This is a genomic window from Shewanella sp. Isolate11 (assembly GCF_022398315.1).
GTDB lineage: Bacteria > Pseudomonadota > Gammaproteobacteria > Enterobacterales > Shewanellaceae > Shewanella.
Window position 1 is genome coordinate 275,853 of sequence record NZ_JAKEVF010000004.1, and the last position, 18,205, is coordinate 294,057.

Annotated in this window: 15 protein-coding genes; 4 read left to right on the forward strand and 11 right to left on the reverse strand. The window is 44.4% G+C overall.

Annotated elements, in window-relative coordinates; genetic code table 11:
• Positions 1–449 precede the first annotated feature (449 nt).
• On the forward strand, positions 450–1,043 hold the full coding sequence (locus L1D21_RS12135; protein WP_239845514.1) for a hypothetical protein: 594 nt from the start codon (positions 450–452) through the stop codon (positions 1,041–1,043).
• Positions 1,044–1,269: 226 nt separating this feature from the next.
• Here L1D21_RS12135 and yghU read toward each other — a convergent pair whose 3' ends face one another.
• The 6 genes from yghU to L1D21_RS12165 all read right to left on the reverse strand — a co-directional run bounded on the left by yghU (position 1,270) and on the right by L1D21_RS12165 (position 9,390).
• Positions 1,270–2,130, reverse strand: coding sequence for a glutathione-dependent disulfide-bond oxidoreductase (gene yghU / locus L1D21_RS12140; RefSeq protein ID WP_239845515.1), 861 nt, complete (start codon positions 2,128–2,130; stop codon positions 1,270–1,272).
• Between the two features lie 137 nt (positions 2,131–2,267).
• Positions 2,268–4,208: a TRAP transporter fused permease subunit gene (locus L1D21_RS12145; protein WP_239845517.1), complete on the reverse strand. Its 1,941-nt coding sequence runs from the start codon at positions 4,206–4,208 to the stop codon at positions 2,268–2,270.
• Between the two features lie 166 nt (positions 4,209–4,374).
• Positions 4,375–5,301, reverse strand: coding sequence for a TAXI family TRAP transporter solute-binding subunit (locus L1D21_RS12150; RefSeq protein ID WP_239845518.1), 927 nt, complete (start codon positions 5,299–5,301; stop codon positions 4,375–4,377).
• A 392-nt stretch (positions 5,302–5,693) separates the two neighbouring features.
• Positions 5,694–7,772 (reverse strand): M13 family metallopeptidase, encoded by a 2,079-nt coding sequence (locus L1D21_RS12155; RefSeq protein WP_239845519.1) that lies wholly within the window; start codon positions 7,770–7,772, stop codon positions 5,694–5,696.
• A 191-nt stretch (positions 7,773–7,963) separates the two neighbouring features.
• On the reverse strand, positions 7,964–8,206 hold the full coding sequence (locus L1D21_RS12160) for a YdcH family protein (protein WP_239845520.1): 243 nt from the start codon (positions 8,204–8,206) through the stop codon (positions 7,964–7,966).
• A 122-nt stretch (positions 8,207–8,328) separates the two neighbouring features.
• Positions 8,329–9,390: a PepSY-associated TM helix domain-containing protein gene (locus tag L1D21_RS12165; RefSeq protein WP_239845521.1), complete on the reverse strand. Its 1,062-nt coding sequence runs from the start codon at positions 9,388–9,390 to the stop codon at positions 8,329–8,331.
• Between the two features lie 267 nt (positions 9,391–9,657).
• On the opposite strand from L1D21_RS12165, the gene L1D21_RS12170 reads away from it, so the two are divergent.
• On the forward strand, positions 9,658–10,353 hold the full coding sequence (locus tag L1D21_RS12170; RefSeq protein WP_239845523.1) for an energy-coupling factor ABC transporter permease: 696 nt from the start codon (positions 9,658–9,660) through the stop codon (positions 10,351–10,353).
• A 65-nt stretch (positions 10,354–10,418) separates the two neighbouring features.
• Here L1D21_RS12170 and proC read toward each other — a convergent pair whose 3' ends face one another.
• The 5 genes from proC to L1D21_RS12195 all read right to left on the reverse strand — a co-directional run bounded on the left by proC (position 10,419) and on the right by L1D21_RS12195 (position 15,450).
• Complete coding sequence (gene proC, locus L1D21_RS12175; protein ID WP_239845524.1) at positions 10,419–11,312, reverse strand: pyrroline-5-carboxylate reductase; 894 nt, start codon at positions 11,310–11,312, stop codon at positions 10,419–10,421.
• An 86-nt stretch (positions 11,313–11,398) separates the two neighbouring features.
• The gene (locus L1D21_RS12180; RefSeq protein WP_239845526.1) at positions 11,399–12,646 is read right to left on the reverse strand and encodes a glutamate-5-semialdehyde dehydrogenase; all 1,248 of its coding nucleotides are present in this window, start codon (positions 12,644–12,646) and stop codon (positions 11,399–11,401) included.
• A 16-nt stretch (positions 12,647–12,662) separates the two neighbouring features.
• Complete coding sequence (gene proB, locus L1D21_RS12185; protein ID WP_239845528.1) at positions 12,663–13,763, reverse strand: glutamate 5-kinase; 1,101 nt, start codon at positions 13,761–13,763, stop codon at positions 12,663–12,665.
• A 10-nt stretch (positions 13,764–13,773) separates the two neighbouring features.
• Positions 13,774–15,270: a sodium/proline symporter PutP gene (gene putP, locus L1D21_RS12190; protein ID WP_239845530.1), complete on the reverse strand. Its 1,497-nt coding sequence runs from the start codon at positions 15,268–15,270 to the stop codon at positions 13,774–13,776.
• A 3-nt stretch (positions 15,271–15,273) separates the two neighbouring features.
• Positions 15,274–15,450 carry a hypothetical protein gene (locus L1D21_RS12195; RefSeq protein WP_239845532.1) on the reverse strand — a complete coding sequence of 59 codons (177 nt, stop codon included), beginning with the start codon at positions 15,448–15,450 and terminating at the stop codon, positions 15,274–15,276.
• A 636-nt stretch (positions 15,451–16,086) separates the two neighbouring features.
• Between L1D21_RS12195 and L1D21_RS12200 the strand changes: the two genes are divergently transcribed.
• Positions 16,087–16,671 (forward strand): SCO family protein, encoded by a 585-nt coding sequence (locus L1D21_RS12200; protein WP_239845534.1) that lies wholly within the window; start codon positions 16,087–16,089, stop codon positions 16,669–16,671.
• Complete coding sequence (locus tag L1D21_RS12205; protein ID WP_239845535.1) at positions 16,658–18,163, forward strand: methyl-accepting chemotaxis protein; 1,506 nt, start codon at positions 16,658–16,660, stop codon at positions 18,161–18,163. Before L1D21_RS12200 ends, L1D21_RS12205 begins: the two co-directional genes overlap by 14 nt.
• Positions 18,164–18,205: the final 42 nt, after the last annotated feature.

Here is an 18,205-nt window from a genome sequence, read left to right on the forward strand (position 1 = left end):
AATATAAGAAAGCGAGCATTAGCTCGCTTTCTTATTACTTAATTCATTGCCGTGTAAGAATTTTCTTAATCCTCATGTCAGTATTTTGCTTATGTTCATTTTCATATAACTTATATTTAAGTGTAATTTAATTACATTTTGGTTATTTGTTGCGTAATTGTAAGTTGTTTTTTAAGTCGATTTACACATTAATTACCAATTAATGTACAAATAACCTTCACTTTAAACTTTATGACTTTGTTGTTAACTCACTAAATTGTTAGTCTTTTTGCTTAAAAGTACCCTTTTTTGGTATTTATTCGCTTAATTGTGCATATATATGCTACCCAGATCACACTTTGTAATTTTATGTTTTAATTTACGTTTATTTATTACAAAAAATGGCCGATAGTTATTTCAACGGGAGGACGTTCTCCCTACCAGTCAACTTTTAGAAATAGGTGATTACTATGAAAAAACTTTTACTTTCTGCCATTGTGTTAACTGCAATTACTGGCTGTAACGCGGACGACTTTGTTGATGACGTTAAGCAAGAAGCTGTCAGAAATGGCGGTGTTGAATCAAAAAGTGATGTTGTTGAAGCATCAGATGCCGTTGTAAAAAGCTTGCAGGTGATTGCGCAAAAGGCATTAGCTCAGTGTACTCCAATTGCTGCAGATGGCTCCGCATGTCCAGTAAGTGGTGAAGTAGATGGTGACTTAGTGATCACTGGTGATGAAAGCCAATATGTGATCACATCAAAAAGCAATCTTAAAATCGATACAGCTAACGTTGAAGCGAATGTGGACTTATCAGGTTATGACGGTAAGAACGAGATCATCTTGACTCAAGATGCCAATGGTAACTATAGCATTGAGCTAAAAGACACCACCTTTACCTTATCTGAGCCAGATAATTTGGTTTATAACGCTAAAGCGGCTGACTTTGTCTATGACAAGAGCAATGACATTTTCTTGGATGATGTTGCAACAGGTACCATTACCGGTGAAGACAAAGAGAAAACTGACTTTTCTTTTGTTGGCGGTGACATAACACTGGACTAAATCAACTCAACTTAATTAATCACCTAAGTTCGAAGTCTAGGTTTTATTGAAAGTTTAAGTTTTACAAGATGCCTTTCTTAATGCTGTTGCACTAAGAAGGGCGTTTTCATATCTACAGCCTGAATTTAACTGCTGAGAAAATGCGACAAAGAGGGAAGTATTAAGCTTCCCTCTTTATTATCAGTACCTTAAAGGCTTATTTAGGCTTATTTAGGCTTATTTAGGCTTATTTAGGCTGTTTGCTGAGCACTTTATCAATATCTTCAGCGTTGTGGCGCTCTGGTAATATCTCCCATTCTTCTCCTGACACACGATTGACGATGCGCCCTCGTTGCACGGCAGGTCTCGCTGCGATCGTTTCGGCCCAGCGAATGAGGTTGGGGTAACTGGTGACATCGAGAAATTCTGCGGCATCGTATAATTTACCCAGTACTAGGTTGCCATACCAAGGCCAGATAGCCATGTCGGCTATGGTGTATTCATCACCAGCAATGTAAGCATGTTCAGCTAACTGTTTGTCTAATAGATCCAGCTGGCGCTTGGCCTCCATCGAGAAACGGTTGATAGGGTATTCAAATTTGGCTGGCGCATAAGCATAGAAGTGGCCAAATCCACCGCCCAAATAAGGCGCCGATCCCTGTAACCAAAACAACCAGTTTAGGGTTTCGGTTTTAGCGGCGATATCGTTAGGTAAGAAGTGACCAAATTTATCAGCCAAATACAGTAAGATGGCGCCAGATTCGAAAACCCGAATCGGCGTGTCGCCAGAGTTATCCACTAAGGCTGGAATTTTAGAGTTAGGATTGATGGCCACAAACCCCGAGGAAAACTGATCGTTTTCACCAATATTGATAAGGTAAGCGTCGTATTCTGCTGTGCTGACCCCTTTGGCGAGCAGCTCTTCGAGCATTATAGTGACTTTCTGACCATTTGGGGTGGCTAGGGAATGAAGCTGCAGCGGGTGTTCCCCATGAGCTAGGTCACGCTCATATCTTGCACCTGAATCTGGGCGATTAATGCTGGCCCACTTACCGCCATTTTCACTGTCCATGGTCCAGACTTTGGGTGGGATATATTCTGTTGTCATCTTAAATCCTTATCGATCATGTTTTAATTGATATTAATATCGATATTGGGGTGAAAACGGTAAAAACCTGATTTTCACTAGACCCCTTAGTTATTTCTTGGTCGGCTAAGTAATAAGCGCTGAGTTTTCAATCTGAGTTAATCATCTGATTTATTGGTTTCTATAATATCTCTATTACGCCACTGAAGTGCCAGTAAGATAAGAATAATCACTATACCCGCGACCCCAATATTGTAGGGGTTAAATAAGATTAACGGGACTGCACCAAGGGCGATTAACCGCTCAACGAGAGTTAATTTACGTAGCATGTACCCTTCAATCGCAATGGCAATCGAGACTATCACTATGGTGGCTTGCAACAGAGCAAAGATAAATGGGATTAGGCCTGCATCGGGATTAAGTAAGTCGGTATAAGCCATCATGATTGGGATAATAAATAGTCCGCCTGCTAACTTAAAGGCTTCGACTGATGATTTCATAGGGTTGGCATTGGCAACCCCTGCTCCGGCAAAAGCTGCAAGTGCGATAGGTGGGGTGACATTGGAAGTTTGTGATAACCAAAATACGATTAAGTGAGCGCTAAGCACGGGTAGGCCAAAGTCGCCCAACATAGGTACCGCCATTACAGCTAGCACGATATAAGCTGCGGTCACAGGCAGGCCCATTCCCAACACTAAGGCGACAATGCTCACTAATAGTAAGGCTATCAGCAAATAGCCACCTGAGAAATCCATTACAAATTGAGTAAATTGTAAGCCGATGCCGGTTTGACCAACCACGCCGACGATGATACCCGCAGCGCCGCAGGCTACGGAAATAGGCAGTGCTAATAACGCGCCGTTCTTCATGCCAGAGATAAACTTGCTAACACCTATTCGGCTGTGTTTTCGCAGCGCAGAAGTCAGTAACACCGCTGCACAGCCCGCTACACCGACTAACAAGGGCGAGTAGGCCAACATTAATAACAGGGTGATTAAAAGCAGAGGAATAAGATGGTGGGCGCCATCTTTCATGACGCTGATGACGGCTTGAGTACGGCTTTGCGTTTGCAAATTAAGTTTGCAGGCCATCAAGTGAACGTAGAGCAATGTGCAAAAGAAGTACAAAATCGCGGGGGCTATGGATGTCAGCATAATATCGCTATAGGGAACGCCGGTAAATTGCGCCATAACGAAGGCGCCAGCACCCATAATCGGTGGCATGATTTGTCCACCAGTTGAGGCTGCTGCTTCGATTCCTGCCGACTGTTCTGGGGTATAACCTAGCTTCTTCATCATCGGAATTGTCACCGAACCCGTTGTCACGGTATTGGCGATGGCGGAGCCAGAAATTGAGCCTAATCCCGCCGATGCTAACACTGCTGCTTTCGCTGGACCACCTCGGTATTTTCCTGCGATAGAGAAGGCTAAATCGATAAAAAACTTACCCGCGCCTGTGACTTCTAAAAATGCGCCAAAGAGAACAAATACAAATACTGTGGTGGCGGCAATCCCTAACGCGGAACCAAATACGCCGTTAGCGGAATAGATCTGAAATTGAATCAGCTCTTGCAACGTATAAGATTTGGTTGCAAGCGTGCCGGGTAATAGGTCACCAAAAGCGCTATAACTGAGGAACAGCAGGGCGATGAACACCATGACCCAGCCGACAGTGCGCCGGCAGCCTTCCATCAATAATCCCAGTAAAACACAGCCTGAGATCAAGTCAGTGATACTAAGCCCATACAGCAGATGGTCGATGTCGTTGTAGTCAAAAATCCATAGCCGATAGCCTGCGAAAACGGTCAGCATACACAGAATTAGGTCGACGACTCGACCGGGTATATAGAGTTTGTTGTGACGATTATCGATCAGTGGATAGTGTAGAAAAATCAGCACTAATACCCATGAAAGATGCACCGGGCGAAAATAAGTAGCCGAGATGGTCGAGGTGATCCCTTGCCAGATTTGAAATGCAGAAAGGGCGACGGCGACAACCAAAATGAGATAACCAAACAGAGTAAAGATGTTTTCTAACGGCAGTGGCTCGACTATCGCAGCTGTACTGCTTTGGTCATTTTTATCGGCGTCTGCGCTCATGTTATACCTCTTTGTATTTGGATATTTTGGGTGATAGCTAGGCGTAATGTGGTCGGAACTAATATTTGCTAGATTCACTTAGCGTGATGAAAAGCAGAGGCTGCCACGATGGCATGCCTCTGTAAATAACTGTGTTAGGTTTGAAAAATGCACGGCTAATTAGCGTTTATTTAGCTAAAGAATCGAAATATTTCTTCGCCCCTGGATGCAATGGAACACCTGTGAGGCGTGTGGCATTGTCAACAGTAGTGGCATCGGCAACTTTAACGACTTTACGAATGTCACCCATATGTTCAAATGCCGCCTTGGTTAAGTTAAACGCCATTTCATCGCTCATACTGGCGCTTACTATCAACACGTTCCACACACTCAAAGTCGAAACAGCACCGACATTGTTATACACATTCTCTGGAATGGTATAGCTGCTATAAGCAGGATATTGCTTAATAAAGGCGGCACTTTCGGCATCAGAGATAGGGATAATATTGATATCTCGGGTCAATGCGATTTGGGTCACCGCGCCAACACCTTGGCCACCGACGATAAAACCTGCGTCAATCTGGCCATTGGCTAAAGCATTAGTGGTTTCTGAATAGTTTAGATAAACCGCATCGATATCTTTTTTGACATCGATACCCAAAGATTCAAGTAGAGCCGCTGCCGTGACCGCAGTGCCACTGGCGGGGGCACCCAAAGAGATACGCTTGCCTTTTAGCTGCGCTAGTGAGTTGATGCCCGACTTCTTCAAGGTGATGGCGTGAACTAGATTTGGATAAAGCGCGAATAGGGTTTTTACGGGCATAGGGCTTTTAAACTTACCTTCACCTTTATAAGCATCGAGTACCACATTGCCCATAGCAATACCGGCAATCATATCGCCACGAACGACCTTGATGGTGTTTTCGACTGAAGCGGCGGTGACCTCGGCTTTAACATTAACGTCGGCGACATTTTCCGACCATACCTTAGCTAAGGCGCCACCAAAGGGGTAATAGATACCGCTTTGTCCGCCGGTACCTATAGAGTAATTTTCAGCTTGAACACTTGCTGGCAGAATAAGCAATACAGCAAGCGCTAGGATGCGATTAATCATAGTCTTTCCTTTGAATGAATAAAGCGGTTGTTGGTAGGTGTAGATATCGTTTTTTATTACTGTAATGGCTCATCCATGTGTTGATTTAGCACAATAACAGTTGGTGGTTTTTTCAACGACTAGCGGTAAATATTCAATTAAGCGGGCGGGGATGTCAAGTTATTGCTCTTGGGCTATCGTCTTCTTGACAAAGGTGTTTTTGATGGTTTAGGTGCGCGGTTGGATAGACTCTTATTGTAGACTGTGGCTGTAAATCGCCAGTAAGTTTCCTAGCAAGAGATTGCTGGCTCAAATACGCTTAGCCGATACTTATCCGCTGCCATTGAATATAAAAATGCCAGTCGCTTATCTCTCAATAAGCTGACTGGCATTTTGTTAGGAGGTTTTAGTCATTACCAAATCTTTACACGCTGATCTGCAGGTAGGTAAAGCGCATCATCTGGCTGAACATCGAAGGCTTTATACCAAGCATCGTGGTTGCGTGGTGCTAATGCACGGTAACGACCCGGTGCGTGAGTACCGCCGCGAAGCTGGTTAAGCATACTCTGTTCGGTGCGCTTCTCTTTCCATACTTGTGCCCAAGCGAGGAAGAAACGTTGATCGCCAGTCAGGCCATCGATCACTGGTGCTTCTTTACCGTTAAGGCTCAGTTTATAGGCGTGATATGCCATAGATAGGCCACCCACATCACCAATGTTCTCACCTAAGCTGTTACGACCGTTTACGAAGTTACCTTCGATAGGTTCATACTTGCTGTATTGTGCGGCAAGTTGATCAGCTTTAGCTTCGAAGGCGGCACGATCTTCATCTGTCCACCAGTTACGTTGAATACCGTTGGCGTCAGACTTAGAACCTTGGTCATCGAATCCATGACCCATTTCGTGGCCAATAACCGCACCGATACCACCATAGTTCACCGCTGGGTCGGCGTTAGGATCGAAGAATGGAGGCTGTAAGATGGCCGCTGGGAATACAATCTCATTAAATGAACTGTTGTAGTAAGCATTAACGCGTTGTGGCGTCATGCCCCAACGGTTACGGTCAGTCTTTTGCAGCTCTTTAGCGACGCTATCATCTCTAAAGAATTGTCTGAGGTTTTTGATGTTAGCCATTAAGTCATTGCTGCTGACTTTAAGGCCATCAAATTCTTGCCATACGTCTGGATAACCAATCTTAGGGTTGAACGAATCCAGTTTAGCGTGTGCATTGACTTTGGTTTCTGCACCCATCCAGTCTAGGCCGTCGATACGTTGACCCATAGCGGTACGTAGGTTTTTCACCAATTCTGCCATCTGTTGCTTAGATGACTCAGGGAAGTAGCGCGCGACATATACTTTACCTATGGCAAAGCCTAAAGATTGGGTACCTGACATCTGCTCAACAGCACGCTTCCAACGTGGACGCGGCTCTTCCTGACCATTTAAGGTTTTACCGTAGAAGTCAAAGTAAGTGGTATAGATGTTTTCTGCCAATAGATCGGCGTTGTCGCTGATGGTATGGAAGGTGAGATAATCTTGCCAAACGCTTAAGTCTTCTTTATTGACTAGGTCGATCATGGCTTTAATTGGCTCAGGCTCAGAGATATTAAGCTGAGGTACTTTGTAGCCTGTTTCAGCGAAGTAAAGATCCCAGTTAAAACCAGGATATTCGGTGCTAAGCTGATCGCGTTTAATTTGGTTAAGCGTCAGGTCGCGGTTACGACGTTTCTCTCTTGGCCATTGGCCTTCGGCGATTTTGGTTTCTAGTGTCAGAATTGCAGCGGCACGAGGTGCGGCATCTTTAACGCCAGCAAACTCAAGCATCTTAGTGATATGGACTAAGTAAGCGTCACGAATTTTAACGAAGCGCTCGCTGTCTTCAAGATAATAAGAACGATCTGGTAAGCCAAGACCACCGGCACCGATAGACATCTCATACTGATCTGGGTTTAGGCGGTTAAACCACATGCCTCCACGGATAGGAGAGGTCACGCCTAGTAACCATGAATCGCCAAATACTTTGGTCAAATCGTCGGTAGACTTGATCGCCGCGATTTGATCTAATGTTGCTTGAACTGGCGTGATCCCCAATTTGTTGATGGTATCTGTGTCCATATAAGCATGGTAGAAGTCGGCAATTAACTGCTCATCTGGATTGAGGTTAGTGCGGCTGGCGATATCGTCGATGATCTCTTTAACTTGAGTTTCACTTCGCTCAGCCAAGGCGTTAAAGGCACCGAAACGGGTTTTGTCAGCCGGCATGACAAAGTTGTCATACCAAGTACCGCTGGCATACATGAAGAAGTCATCGCCGGGCTTAACGTTAAGATTACGCGCTGTAAGGTCAACACCAAAGCTACCTAATTCAGCTTTGGCTTGCATAGGTGCGACAACGTCAGATGGGGTGTCACTCTTAGGGCTAGTGGTTTCTTGGGTTCCACAGCCACCGAGGAAAGTGGTTGCTAAGGCCATAGCGATTAAGGATTTTCTCATTGATTTTCTCTTCCTTATTGAGTTGATTGTTATTAATACGCCATACATCTTCTAGTACTGACAAAAAATGTCAATCTTAGTGAGTTTGTTAAGTGGATAGTTTGTTAACAAAATGTGTACGGCTGAGTGTGGTAGGAAAGGGGCAGAGGCAAAGAGTTTGGCTTTGCCTCTCATTGTAAAAAAGGGAGTGTTCAGCTGTGATTATTTAATTGCTGATAAAGGGCATCTTTCAGTTCTGCTCTGTCGTGCTTGAGTTGATGCATGGCGTCATCATCGATGGGCGCGCCATTGAGTTCGAGAACTCTGATCTCCTTATCGAGGGCATCATACTGTTTTACCTCTTTGGCAAATACAGCATCGCTTTGGACTAACTTGGTGATAATTGCTTGATATTCTGGAAAATCATTTGCAAGAGAGTGGCTTTCACCTAACATAAAAACTCCTTTAATTTAAATTAGTTGCTCTGTAATTAAAGTCAAACATAGTCGCAATGACAAGTTGAGTTCTATGTCGAAGTGATAAGGCCTGACGTTGTTTTACCAGTCAGGCCTTGGGGTCATTTACGACTTTTCTTTTTGAATGTGCGTCGGTAAAACGTCACTAAACTAAATAGCAAAATAATCGTCGCAATTACCGATACCAAGGTGATTAAGACCACATAGCTGAGCGGCATATTTAACGCATCGTGCAATGGACGAACGAAAGACGCGACTTTGCCTGATAAGGGTCTATCGCTGTGTTTTAATGCCGATTGAATAACACCCTGCTCATAGCTCATGGTGATCGAATCGGCCTCACGAAGCCACACTCCTGGATGACTATCGAAACGAATACTGTAGTTCAACTCAGCCGCTGACTCAGCTCCAGGTCTAGAGCGTGGCTTGCTTATCGCAACCAGTTGCGAGTCAGGCCATAGATTTTGTGCCGTGGTCAGTTGGTTTAGCCAGTCGCTAGGCTGACTAGCTGGGTAGCTTATCTGGCTATTAGGCTGAGACTTAAGGGCATCTAACCACAGACCTTTATAGGTAATTAAATAGCCGCTCAAGCAGAGAATAAACAGCGGGACAGAGATAAATAACCCTAACTGAATATGACTCTTAAACAGGCTACTGGAACGAGTATTTGTCGGAATGGTTTGCTTTAATCGAAAGCCTTTACGCACTTGCCACCAAAGATAAATACCCACAAGCGTAATGGCTGCGCCAATCAAAGAAGCCCAAGCATTGAGGTATTTACCAAAGTCACCCATCAGGAAGTTACGGTGTAACCAGAATAGGGTGCCGTACATGGGGATATCTGAGTTTTGTCTTACCGCCACTTCGTTAAGCTGGCTGTCAAAAACAATGGATTTTCCTCGAGTCGCAGCTTGGATATAAGGCGTATGTTCAGTCGGAAAACGAACCGTGCTCATTTCTGGGTAACGGCTAAATAAACTGTCTATTGCCTGCGCTTTTTGCTCCAGAGTGAGTGGGCTGTATTGTTGATCGTAAGTTTGCATCCGCTTGATAATATCGACGCTACCTAAATACACTCCGGTGGTGAGCACTGTTAGCATGGTCAGGGTGATAAAAAATCCTACCCAGTTATGAAACCACTTTAATCCATGGACTAGATTCATCTTATTTTTAGCTCTTATATAGGAAATCGATAACTTGTTAAGTCAGTCAAACTGACGGAAGTTAGCGCTAATAAACATTTGTGATTGATTGACTTAGCGCGCAAGGGGTCGAAATAAATTTTCGAGAATGATAATTACTCTCAAATGGCTTTTCAATTAAAGAAGTGTAAATTGATAGCTTATAAAGCCGAATTGCGATCTATCGCACTTTTTAGTGTAAGGAATAAAATGATGCCGAATAGCGGTGAGACATTTAGAGTCTAAGGGATGACACAATTTATTTTACAGCGCCTTAATAACATTGACTGGAGCCTAGATTTTGGCCAGCTATTGGCGCTCGGCGTTTTAGTCTTATGGTTACGGGCCATTTGGCCTAGTCAGGATTTACGCGCATTAGCTAAGGATAAAAAGCTGCAGAGTCGGGCTTGGTTAGCGGCATTTGCGATCAATGCACTTTGGTTGATGAATGCCAGTATCACCTCAGGAATGCATCTGCATTTTCTAGGGCTAGTGACCTTGATGCTAATGTTTGGTTGGCGTCTGGCTACGCTGATCACTCTGTTGCCTGTGATGTTTTTCAGTACCTTTGTGGTTCAGCAACCGTTTGAATTCGCAATTTATATGTTGTTGATGACAGCGATGCCGCTGTTTCTCTGTTTTTTAGTTTATAGCCAAGTGTTTAAGTATCTGCCTCATCATCTGTTTATTTATATCTTTTGCAGTGCCTTTATCAATGGTTTTACTTCGATTTTGTTTTATATGTTGCCATGGGCAGTTTGGTTATGGCTCAGCAGCGATTATGATTGGCTTTATATTACAGATAGTTATCTGTTACTGATCCCGTTATTGGGGTTCCCTGAGGCGCTACTTAATGGCATGGCCGTGACCTTGTTGGTGGTCTATCGCCCAGAATACTTGTATGACTATAGCGATAAGACCTATTTTGATACTTCGAAGGAATAATGCTGCATAAAAAAAGACCGCTCATTGAGCGGTCTAGTTGTTTCTATGCTATTTGATATAAGCCGTTAGCCTAGAGAAAGCTCTTTGGCGCGCTCGGCTGCCGAGTCCATTGCATTGGCAACTAACTCGTCTAAGTCACCATGCTGAAAAGCCAGAATTGCTTGCTCTGTGGTGCCTTTAGGTGACGTGACTTGGCGGCGCAGCGAGGCAAAATCTAACTGGCTACTCATGGCCATCGAAATCGCGCCCATGGCACTTTGCAGCACGGCTTTGGTGGCTGTGTCTTTGGGAAGTCCCTGATTGATGGCCGCCTTTTCCATAGCCTCTAAAAAGAGGAAAAAATAGGCTGGAGAACTGCCAGCGGTGGCCACTATGGTCGACATCTGCTGCTCATCATCAAGCCAAACTGTATCACCTACCGCATTCATTAAGCCATCGGCGAGCTGGATATATGACTTGTCTGTGGTGACTGGAGTGAACATGCCCGTTAATCCTTTACCTATCGCGGTGGGCAAATTGGGCATGGCGCAAACCACTGGGCTGGCATCATTGAGCTTTTGACTAATGGTCTGTTGTTTGATGCCTGCGGCAATGGAGATCACTAATTTATTATTGGTATTAGCATTGCTGGCATTCGCGTTATTGTTTTCGCTCAAGAGCGGTTGGATCTCTTCGCATACTAAGGGCACCACAAAAGGCTTAACTGCAATAATAATCACATCGGCAAAACTTACTGCAGCACTATTACTATGGTGCACACGCACATTAAATTCATCGACAATGGCGTTACGTGTGGTTTGTGTTGGCGAACACACCAGAATGTTTTGCTGGTCGTGTCCATGCTTGAGTAATCCGGCAATAATGGCTTTGGCCATGTTACCGCCGCCGATAAAGGCGACACGTACTTTGGGATCTAATTTCTGTTGTGGCTGAAAGATAGTAAGGCTCCTATTTTTCACAAATGCTTAAAGGTGAATAATGAAACACCCCGCTATAGGATTAATATAGCGGGGCGCTTGAGGTCAATTTGTTGATCCGCTTCTAGTTATGCGCGGATTTGACCATCGCCACTGACCAAGTATTTTTCTGTGGTAAGGGATTCCAGTCCCATTGGGCCATAGGCATGTAACTTAGTGGTGGCAATACCAATTTCTGCGCCTAATCCCAGCTCGCCACCATCGGAAAAGCGAGATGAAGCATTAACCATCACCACTGAGGCATCGACAGTACGCTGGAAACGGGCTGCGGTAAGCTCATTGGTGGTACAGATAACTTCGGTATGATGGCTACCAAAGCGTCTGATGTGGTTAATCGCCTGGGTGAAGTCTTCGACCTGACGCACGGCAATTTCCAGATCCAGATACTCTTGACCAAAATCGGCTTCTTCCATCAAGGTGCAAGCATCGAAATATTTAGCCGCTTCGCCGCAGGCGTTAATTTTCACTTGATGCTGACTGAATGCCGCAGCCACTTTGGGTAAGAATTGCTCGGCGACATCTTGGTGCACTAGCAAGCCCTCTAGGGCGTTACAGACACCCGTTCGCTGAGTCTTACCGTTAAGTAATAGCGCGAGTGCGGTATCTAAATCGGCATCTTTATCCACATACAAGTGACACACGCCTTTAAAGTGCTGGATCACTGGAATTTTACTGTTATCGGTAACGAAGTTAATTAGGCCTTCACCACCACGTGGAATGATCACATCGATGTAATCACGCTGCTGCATTAGCTCCATCATTAAGGCGCGGTCGGGATCCGGTACTACGGTAATTAATGCCGCAGGTAGACCATAGTGTTTCAACACGGTTTGTAAAATTTCGGCAATCACTTTACTGGTACTCAGGGCTTCTTTACCACCACGTAAAACAACGGCATTACCTGATTTAAAACATAAGGCTCCGGCATCGGCGGTGACATTTGGTCGTGCCTCATAAATCATACATACAACACCTAAAGGTACACGCATCTTACTGATGTTTAAGCCGTTAGGGCGTTTTCCCATATCACGTAGTTCGCCGATAGGATCGGGCAGAGTGGCGATCATTTCGATCCCCTGTGCCATGGCTTCAATACGATCTTGATTCATTTTTAATCTGTCTAACATGGCATCGCTAAGTTGATTCGCTGCGGCGTTGTCCATATCGACTTTGTTGGCATTGAGGATCTCAAAGCTATGGGCTCTCAGCGCCCTAGCCATATCCAGTAATACGGTATTTTTCAATTGTTCATCTAATACGGCAAGCGTCTGTGCCGCTTCGGCTGCTTGCTCTGCTAAATTCTTTATTAAACTCATATTTTCTCCTGCCACATTATTCCAATATGGCGATATTCTTGTCGGAAATGATCGGACCGGTCTTTTGCTGAACATCGTTAGCAAACTCGGGATCTTCTTGCTCCGCAATAAAGTTAAGTAGACAGCTGCTGTAGTTCGATCTGGCTTTGGCTAATTTAGTGCCATCATCTTTTCGAACCAGAACAGTGTCACCGACGGAAAAGTTGCCTTTGACTTCAACTACATCGTCGCTAGTTAATTGGCTATTTTGCTGCTCCAAATCACCGTCGAAATCGTTTTCGACAATTAATTCACCTTGAGCCTGTGAGGTGTGAGTCATCCAGTGCAAGTGTTCCTGCATCGGTTTCTCAAATGGAGTAAATAGCGTACCTGGGTTTTGCCCTTTCAACAGTTGGTTGAAAGTATCTGAGTCAAAACCGTTGACTATCACGGTTTCAATTCCGTGAGAGATGGCCTTTTCGGCGGCTTGGATTTTAGTACGCATACCGCCAGTACCCACGTCGCTGGTGGCGCCGCCAGCCATACGATAAATATCTTCGTTGATGTCGCCGACTTGCTTAATCAACTTGGCATCGTCATGAATGTTAGGATTTTTGGTATAAAGCCCTTTAACGTCTGAGCAGATGATCAAGGCATCGGCATCACAAGCCGCTGCAACCATCGCTGAGAGGTTATCGTTATCGCCGACTTTTAATTTGTCGGTGGTGACCGCATCATTCTCGTTGATGATCGGCAATAAGCCGTGCTCCAACAAGCTAAAAATGGTCTCTTTAATACTGATATAACGGTCGCGATCCCTAAGATCGCCATGGGTTACTAACATCTGCGCCGAAGCGAAGTCGAACAGTTTATCCCAGGTGGCCATCATGTCTGCTTGACCTGCCGCTGCCATCGCTTTTTTTGTTGCAACATTGGGGTTTTCAACCCCTGGAAAACGATGCCAGCCTGCGGCTACAGAGCCTGAAGAAACGAGTACTACTTGGCACCCTTGGGCGCGGCAGTTTGCAATAAACTGCGCGATACCCAAGAGGAAGTGACTACTACAGCCTTGTTTATGGGGAGCGATTAAGGCACTGCCCACTTTGACGACGATGCGTTTCCAGTGTAATTCTGCCATTATGCTTTCCCTATCTTTGCTCTGCTAAAACTCGGCCAGCTTTGTTAAAGGTTTTGACTGTGGTGTCGCAAGGAGCGCCGTCCAGTGCAGTAACAATCCAGATGACTAAGCTACTAACTACAAAGCCCGGGATCATCTCGTAAAGCACAGATGTTAATGCTTTTCCGTCTGCCAGCACTGGCGCATAAATCCAAAACAGTACCGTAGCTGCACCGGCAATAATTCCGGCCATCGCCGCTTTGTGGGTTAAGTCTTTCTTATACAGACTAAATAGCACCAATGGTCCAAATGCAGCGCCGAATCCTGCCCAGGCATTACTGACGAGTGACAAGATGCTGTTAGAGCGGTCCAGTGCTAGTAAGCTGGCGACAATCGCGACACCGGCTACACCAAAGCGTCCCATTTTTACCATCTCTTGTTCTGTGGCTTCTTTTTTCGAGATCACACGATAGATATCTTCGGTGAGTGAGCTAGAAGAAACTAATAGCTGTGATGAAATGGTACTCATAATTGCGGCCAAAATAGCGGCAAGCAGGAATCCACTGATCATCGGGTGGAATAACAGCTCCGAGAACACAATGAAGATGGTTTCAGGGTCGCTGAGTTTCATATCAAATTTGTTGGCGTAGGCAATACCAACTAGGCCGGTCGCCAATGCACCAATAATGGTGACTGTCATCCAACTCATGCCGATATTTTTAGCTGTTTTGATATCCGATACAGAGCGAATTGCCATGAAACGCACAATAATATGCGGTTGACCAAAATAGCCTAGACCCCAAGACAGTGCCGAAATCAGTCCCAGTGCGGTAACACTTTGCATTGCCTCACCAAAATGGGGGATCGACTCATAGGCGAAATTCATCATCTTATCGGCGTCGTTAAACTGCTGATAGGCCACTACAGGCACCAAGATCAGTGCTACGAACATAATACAACCCTGAACAAAGTCGGTCAGACTTACAGCAAGGAAGCCCCCGAGTAGGGTATAAGACACCACAACACCTAGGGTGATGATCAAGCCGAGCTCATAATTAAGTTCAAAGGCCGATTCAAACAGCTTACCGCCCGCGACTAAACCGGCTGAGGTATACAAGGTAAAAAAGATAACGATGATCACCGCGGCAACAATACGGATTTTGCTGCTGGAATCATTAAAACGTTTTGCAAAAAACTCTGGGATAGTCAAAGCGTTATCGGCAACTTCGGTATAAACCCTCAGTTTAGGAGCCACGACTAAATAGTTGACTAACGCGCCGAGTAATAAACCCACTGCGATATAGATGGTCTCGAACCCGACCAAAAACATGGCGCCGGGAAGTCCCATTAACATCCAGCCACTCATATCCGAGGCACCCGCAGATAGTGCGGTAACCTGTGGACTGACTTGACGTCCACCTAAGATGTAACCAGAAACATCGCTGGTTGACTGTTTGTAGGCAAAAAGACCGATGCTAAGCATGGCAAGAAAGTAGATAGCCAGAGAGACATAGGTGAGGTAGTGCATGGGTTATTGGCCTCCTAACGCTTTGTTATTTTGAATCCAGCCTGGTTTCAACATGACAAAGAGATAGGTGCTTAAAATGGCGATTAAGCAGAAAAGCTGAAAGCCTTCCTTACATTTCAAGCATGTGGTTGCCCACAGCTGATGAATGAGATTTTCTTCCGTTGCATTGTCTGACGACATTGTGCCCTCCTGAGCATTTAATCATAAAAAAACTAACTAAAGCGCATCAAATAGTTTTAAGGCTAATAGTTAGTGTTGTAACTATATTATCACTATTCTCTTGTTGATTTCCACCTTTAGACGGCTTAGTTACTGTTTTTATGTCTTGGTTAGTGATTAAAAATGGTTTGAAATCTGAGTTTTTAAGTGGGATGTAGGTCACAAAATTATTGAGTGGAGTGGTGATGAAAGCTACGGAGTGACTTAAGTGGCGACTTGTATAGCAGGATGGATATTTCTCAATTTAACGCAAGTTTACCTCCTGATATTCGCACAAGAGTTCGAACAGAAAATTTTTGTTGATGACTTTATTCTTCGAGGGGCGATTAATCAAAACAAAAAGTGATCGCTTGTTAAGTTGTATTCGTATAGATTCGCCATCATCGATGAGTATTTTGCTTTTTGCTGTACTTAATAATGCTTGGTTTTGCTGATTGAATTTCAATTTTTGATGGCATGTTTGTCACTAACATTTGATTCAGTTAAGTATTTTATGAGTTAAATATTTATTTAGCAGATTGTTGACCATACTTTTTATTCACCACTTAACTTTATTCACTTATGACAGTTACACGGCAATTTATCATCGCAGGATTATTGATCCTTTTTACACTGATCATCATTCCATTGGTTGTTTACATCACTCAAGTGTCCCAAGGCGGTTATGGACTAAAAGTATCAAATAAGCAGATTGATTTTACTTGGCAAGATGTCGAAGGGCGCTCGCATCAGTTTAGTGATTGGCAGCAAGGTCCGACATTTCTCTTTATGGGATTTTTGAGCTGCTCTGAGATTTGTCCCATTCGAATAGGGCAGATGCTTGCACTGGATAACTGGTTAGATACCCAGTCTTATTCTAATCATGCTGTGCGTTTTTTGTTTATCACTATCGACCCGCAAACTGATGTTCCAGCACTTCGAAGCCAGCTGATCGATGATCGTTCTGAGCGCTTTGTGAGTGCAAATATGTCGCTAGATGAACTAGATAAACTACAATTAGTGCTACGAGAAAAAGTGACTAGATCCGACGGGATGCCAAATCACGCGGGTAATTTATATCTATTCTCTAGTGATACTAGATTAGAGCGGATTTATACCCAGTGGCAATTATCGATTGAAAAATTGCAAGTAGATTTAATCCCACTGTTACCCTACAAGAGTGTTAAATATGCATCAAAATAGTCACAGCGTTGAACTGACATTGAGAAACGATCTTTATATTTTCCGGATATTGTTGGCGCAAGCTCCAATTTTATTTATTAGTGGATTGTTAGGCTCACAGCTGACGCTGATGTCGAGTATGAGTGCAATAGTGATTTTGGTTGTGACAACCCTGGCCTATCAGCTACTAAAAGGTACCAGCCTGTTTGGTATTGTTGCTGCGGTGATCATGATGACGGTTTCTGTCGCCTTGATTCAGAGCCAGATGGGAATGATTGAAATGCATTTTCATATTTTCGCATCTATGGCTGTGTTTTTGATTTATCAGCGTTGGCAACCCTTGTTGGCGGCATTACTTACGGTAGCAGTTCATCATGTGCTTTTTACTGCCATTCAACTTCAACAGGGCAGCTTTATGGATCTGCCGATAATGATTTTTGCCGGTGAATGTAATTGGAACATTACACTTATTCATGCTGTGTTTGCCGCTGCTGAAACTGGGATACTGATGTTGTTAGCCTCCTTTATGCGCAAGGAGTCTTCTGCTAATCAACGCATCGCTCAAGCAATCGCAACCATTTCACACAATAAAGATCTGACCTTGCGCCTAGTCTCGGGTAGCAGCAGTGCTGAGGCTGCATTTAATAATATGCTTGATCAACTTGCTCAATTGTTTGCCGATTATCGAGATATCGCCAAAGAGATGGGCATGACCACTGATGAATTAAAAGCGACCAGCGATAAAACGGTTGATGAAGTTGAACATTACAATCAACAAGCTAAATCCATCACCTATACCACTCAAGATGTCATTGCTCGGATTAACGAAGTGGTTTGTGATAGCCAGCTATCGGCTGAGCGCGCTAAATCTGCCGCGCAATCGACTATCGAAGATAGACACAGCGCACTACAAGTGATGAAAGATATGCGGCTGCTAGAGGCCAATACAGATGAGATCCGTGGTTCACTCTCTGAACTGACTTCTGATGTTACCGCCATCACCAATTTGCTCCAAGGAATACGCAGCATTTCAGAACAGACCAATCTATTGGCACTCAATGCGGCGATCGAAGCCGCGAGGGCGGGTGAGTCTGGTCGTGGTTTTGCTGTGGTCGCCGATGAAGTTCGCGCCTTGGCTCAAAGAACCAGTCATTCGACAGATGAGATAGCGATAGTGCTTGAGAGGCTTAACGTTTCTATGGTGAAAACCGTTGAGTCGATGGATCTGGGGCAAAAAAGAACCTTGGAAAATGTCGAGCATACGCAAAATATTGCCGATGGCCTGGGTGTTCGTTCCGAGCAAATCTCTGAGGTTGCTCAGTTAAGTGGCGGTGTCGCAACGGAGACCAAATCACAATCAAGCGTATTAGAAAGTGTAGGCGCTGAAATTTTACAAAATGCAGATTCGATCCAACAGTTATCACTCCAAGTTCAGAAATTAGCTACTGCAGCAATTGCGATTCAAGATATAGCCAAGGAGTACCAAATTAAAGCCGCAATTTATAAGGTGTAGTGATTACATCGCTATTTCAAATTGCAATGCTGCGGCAGACGT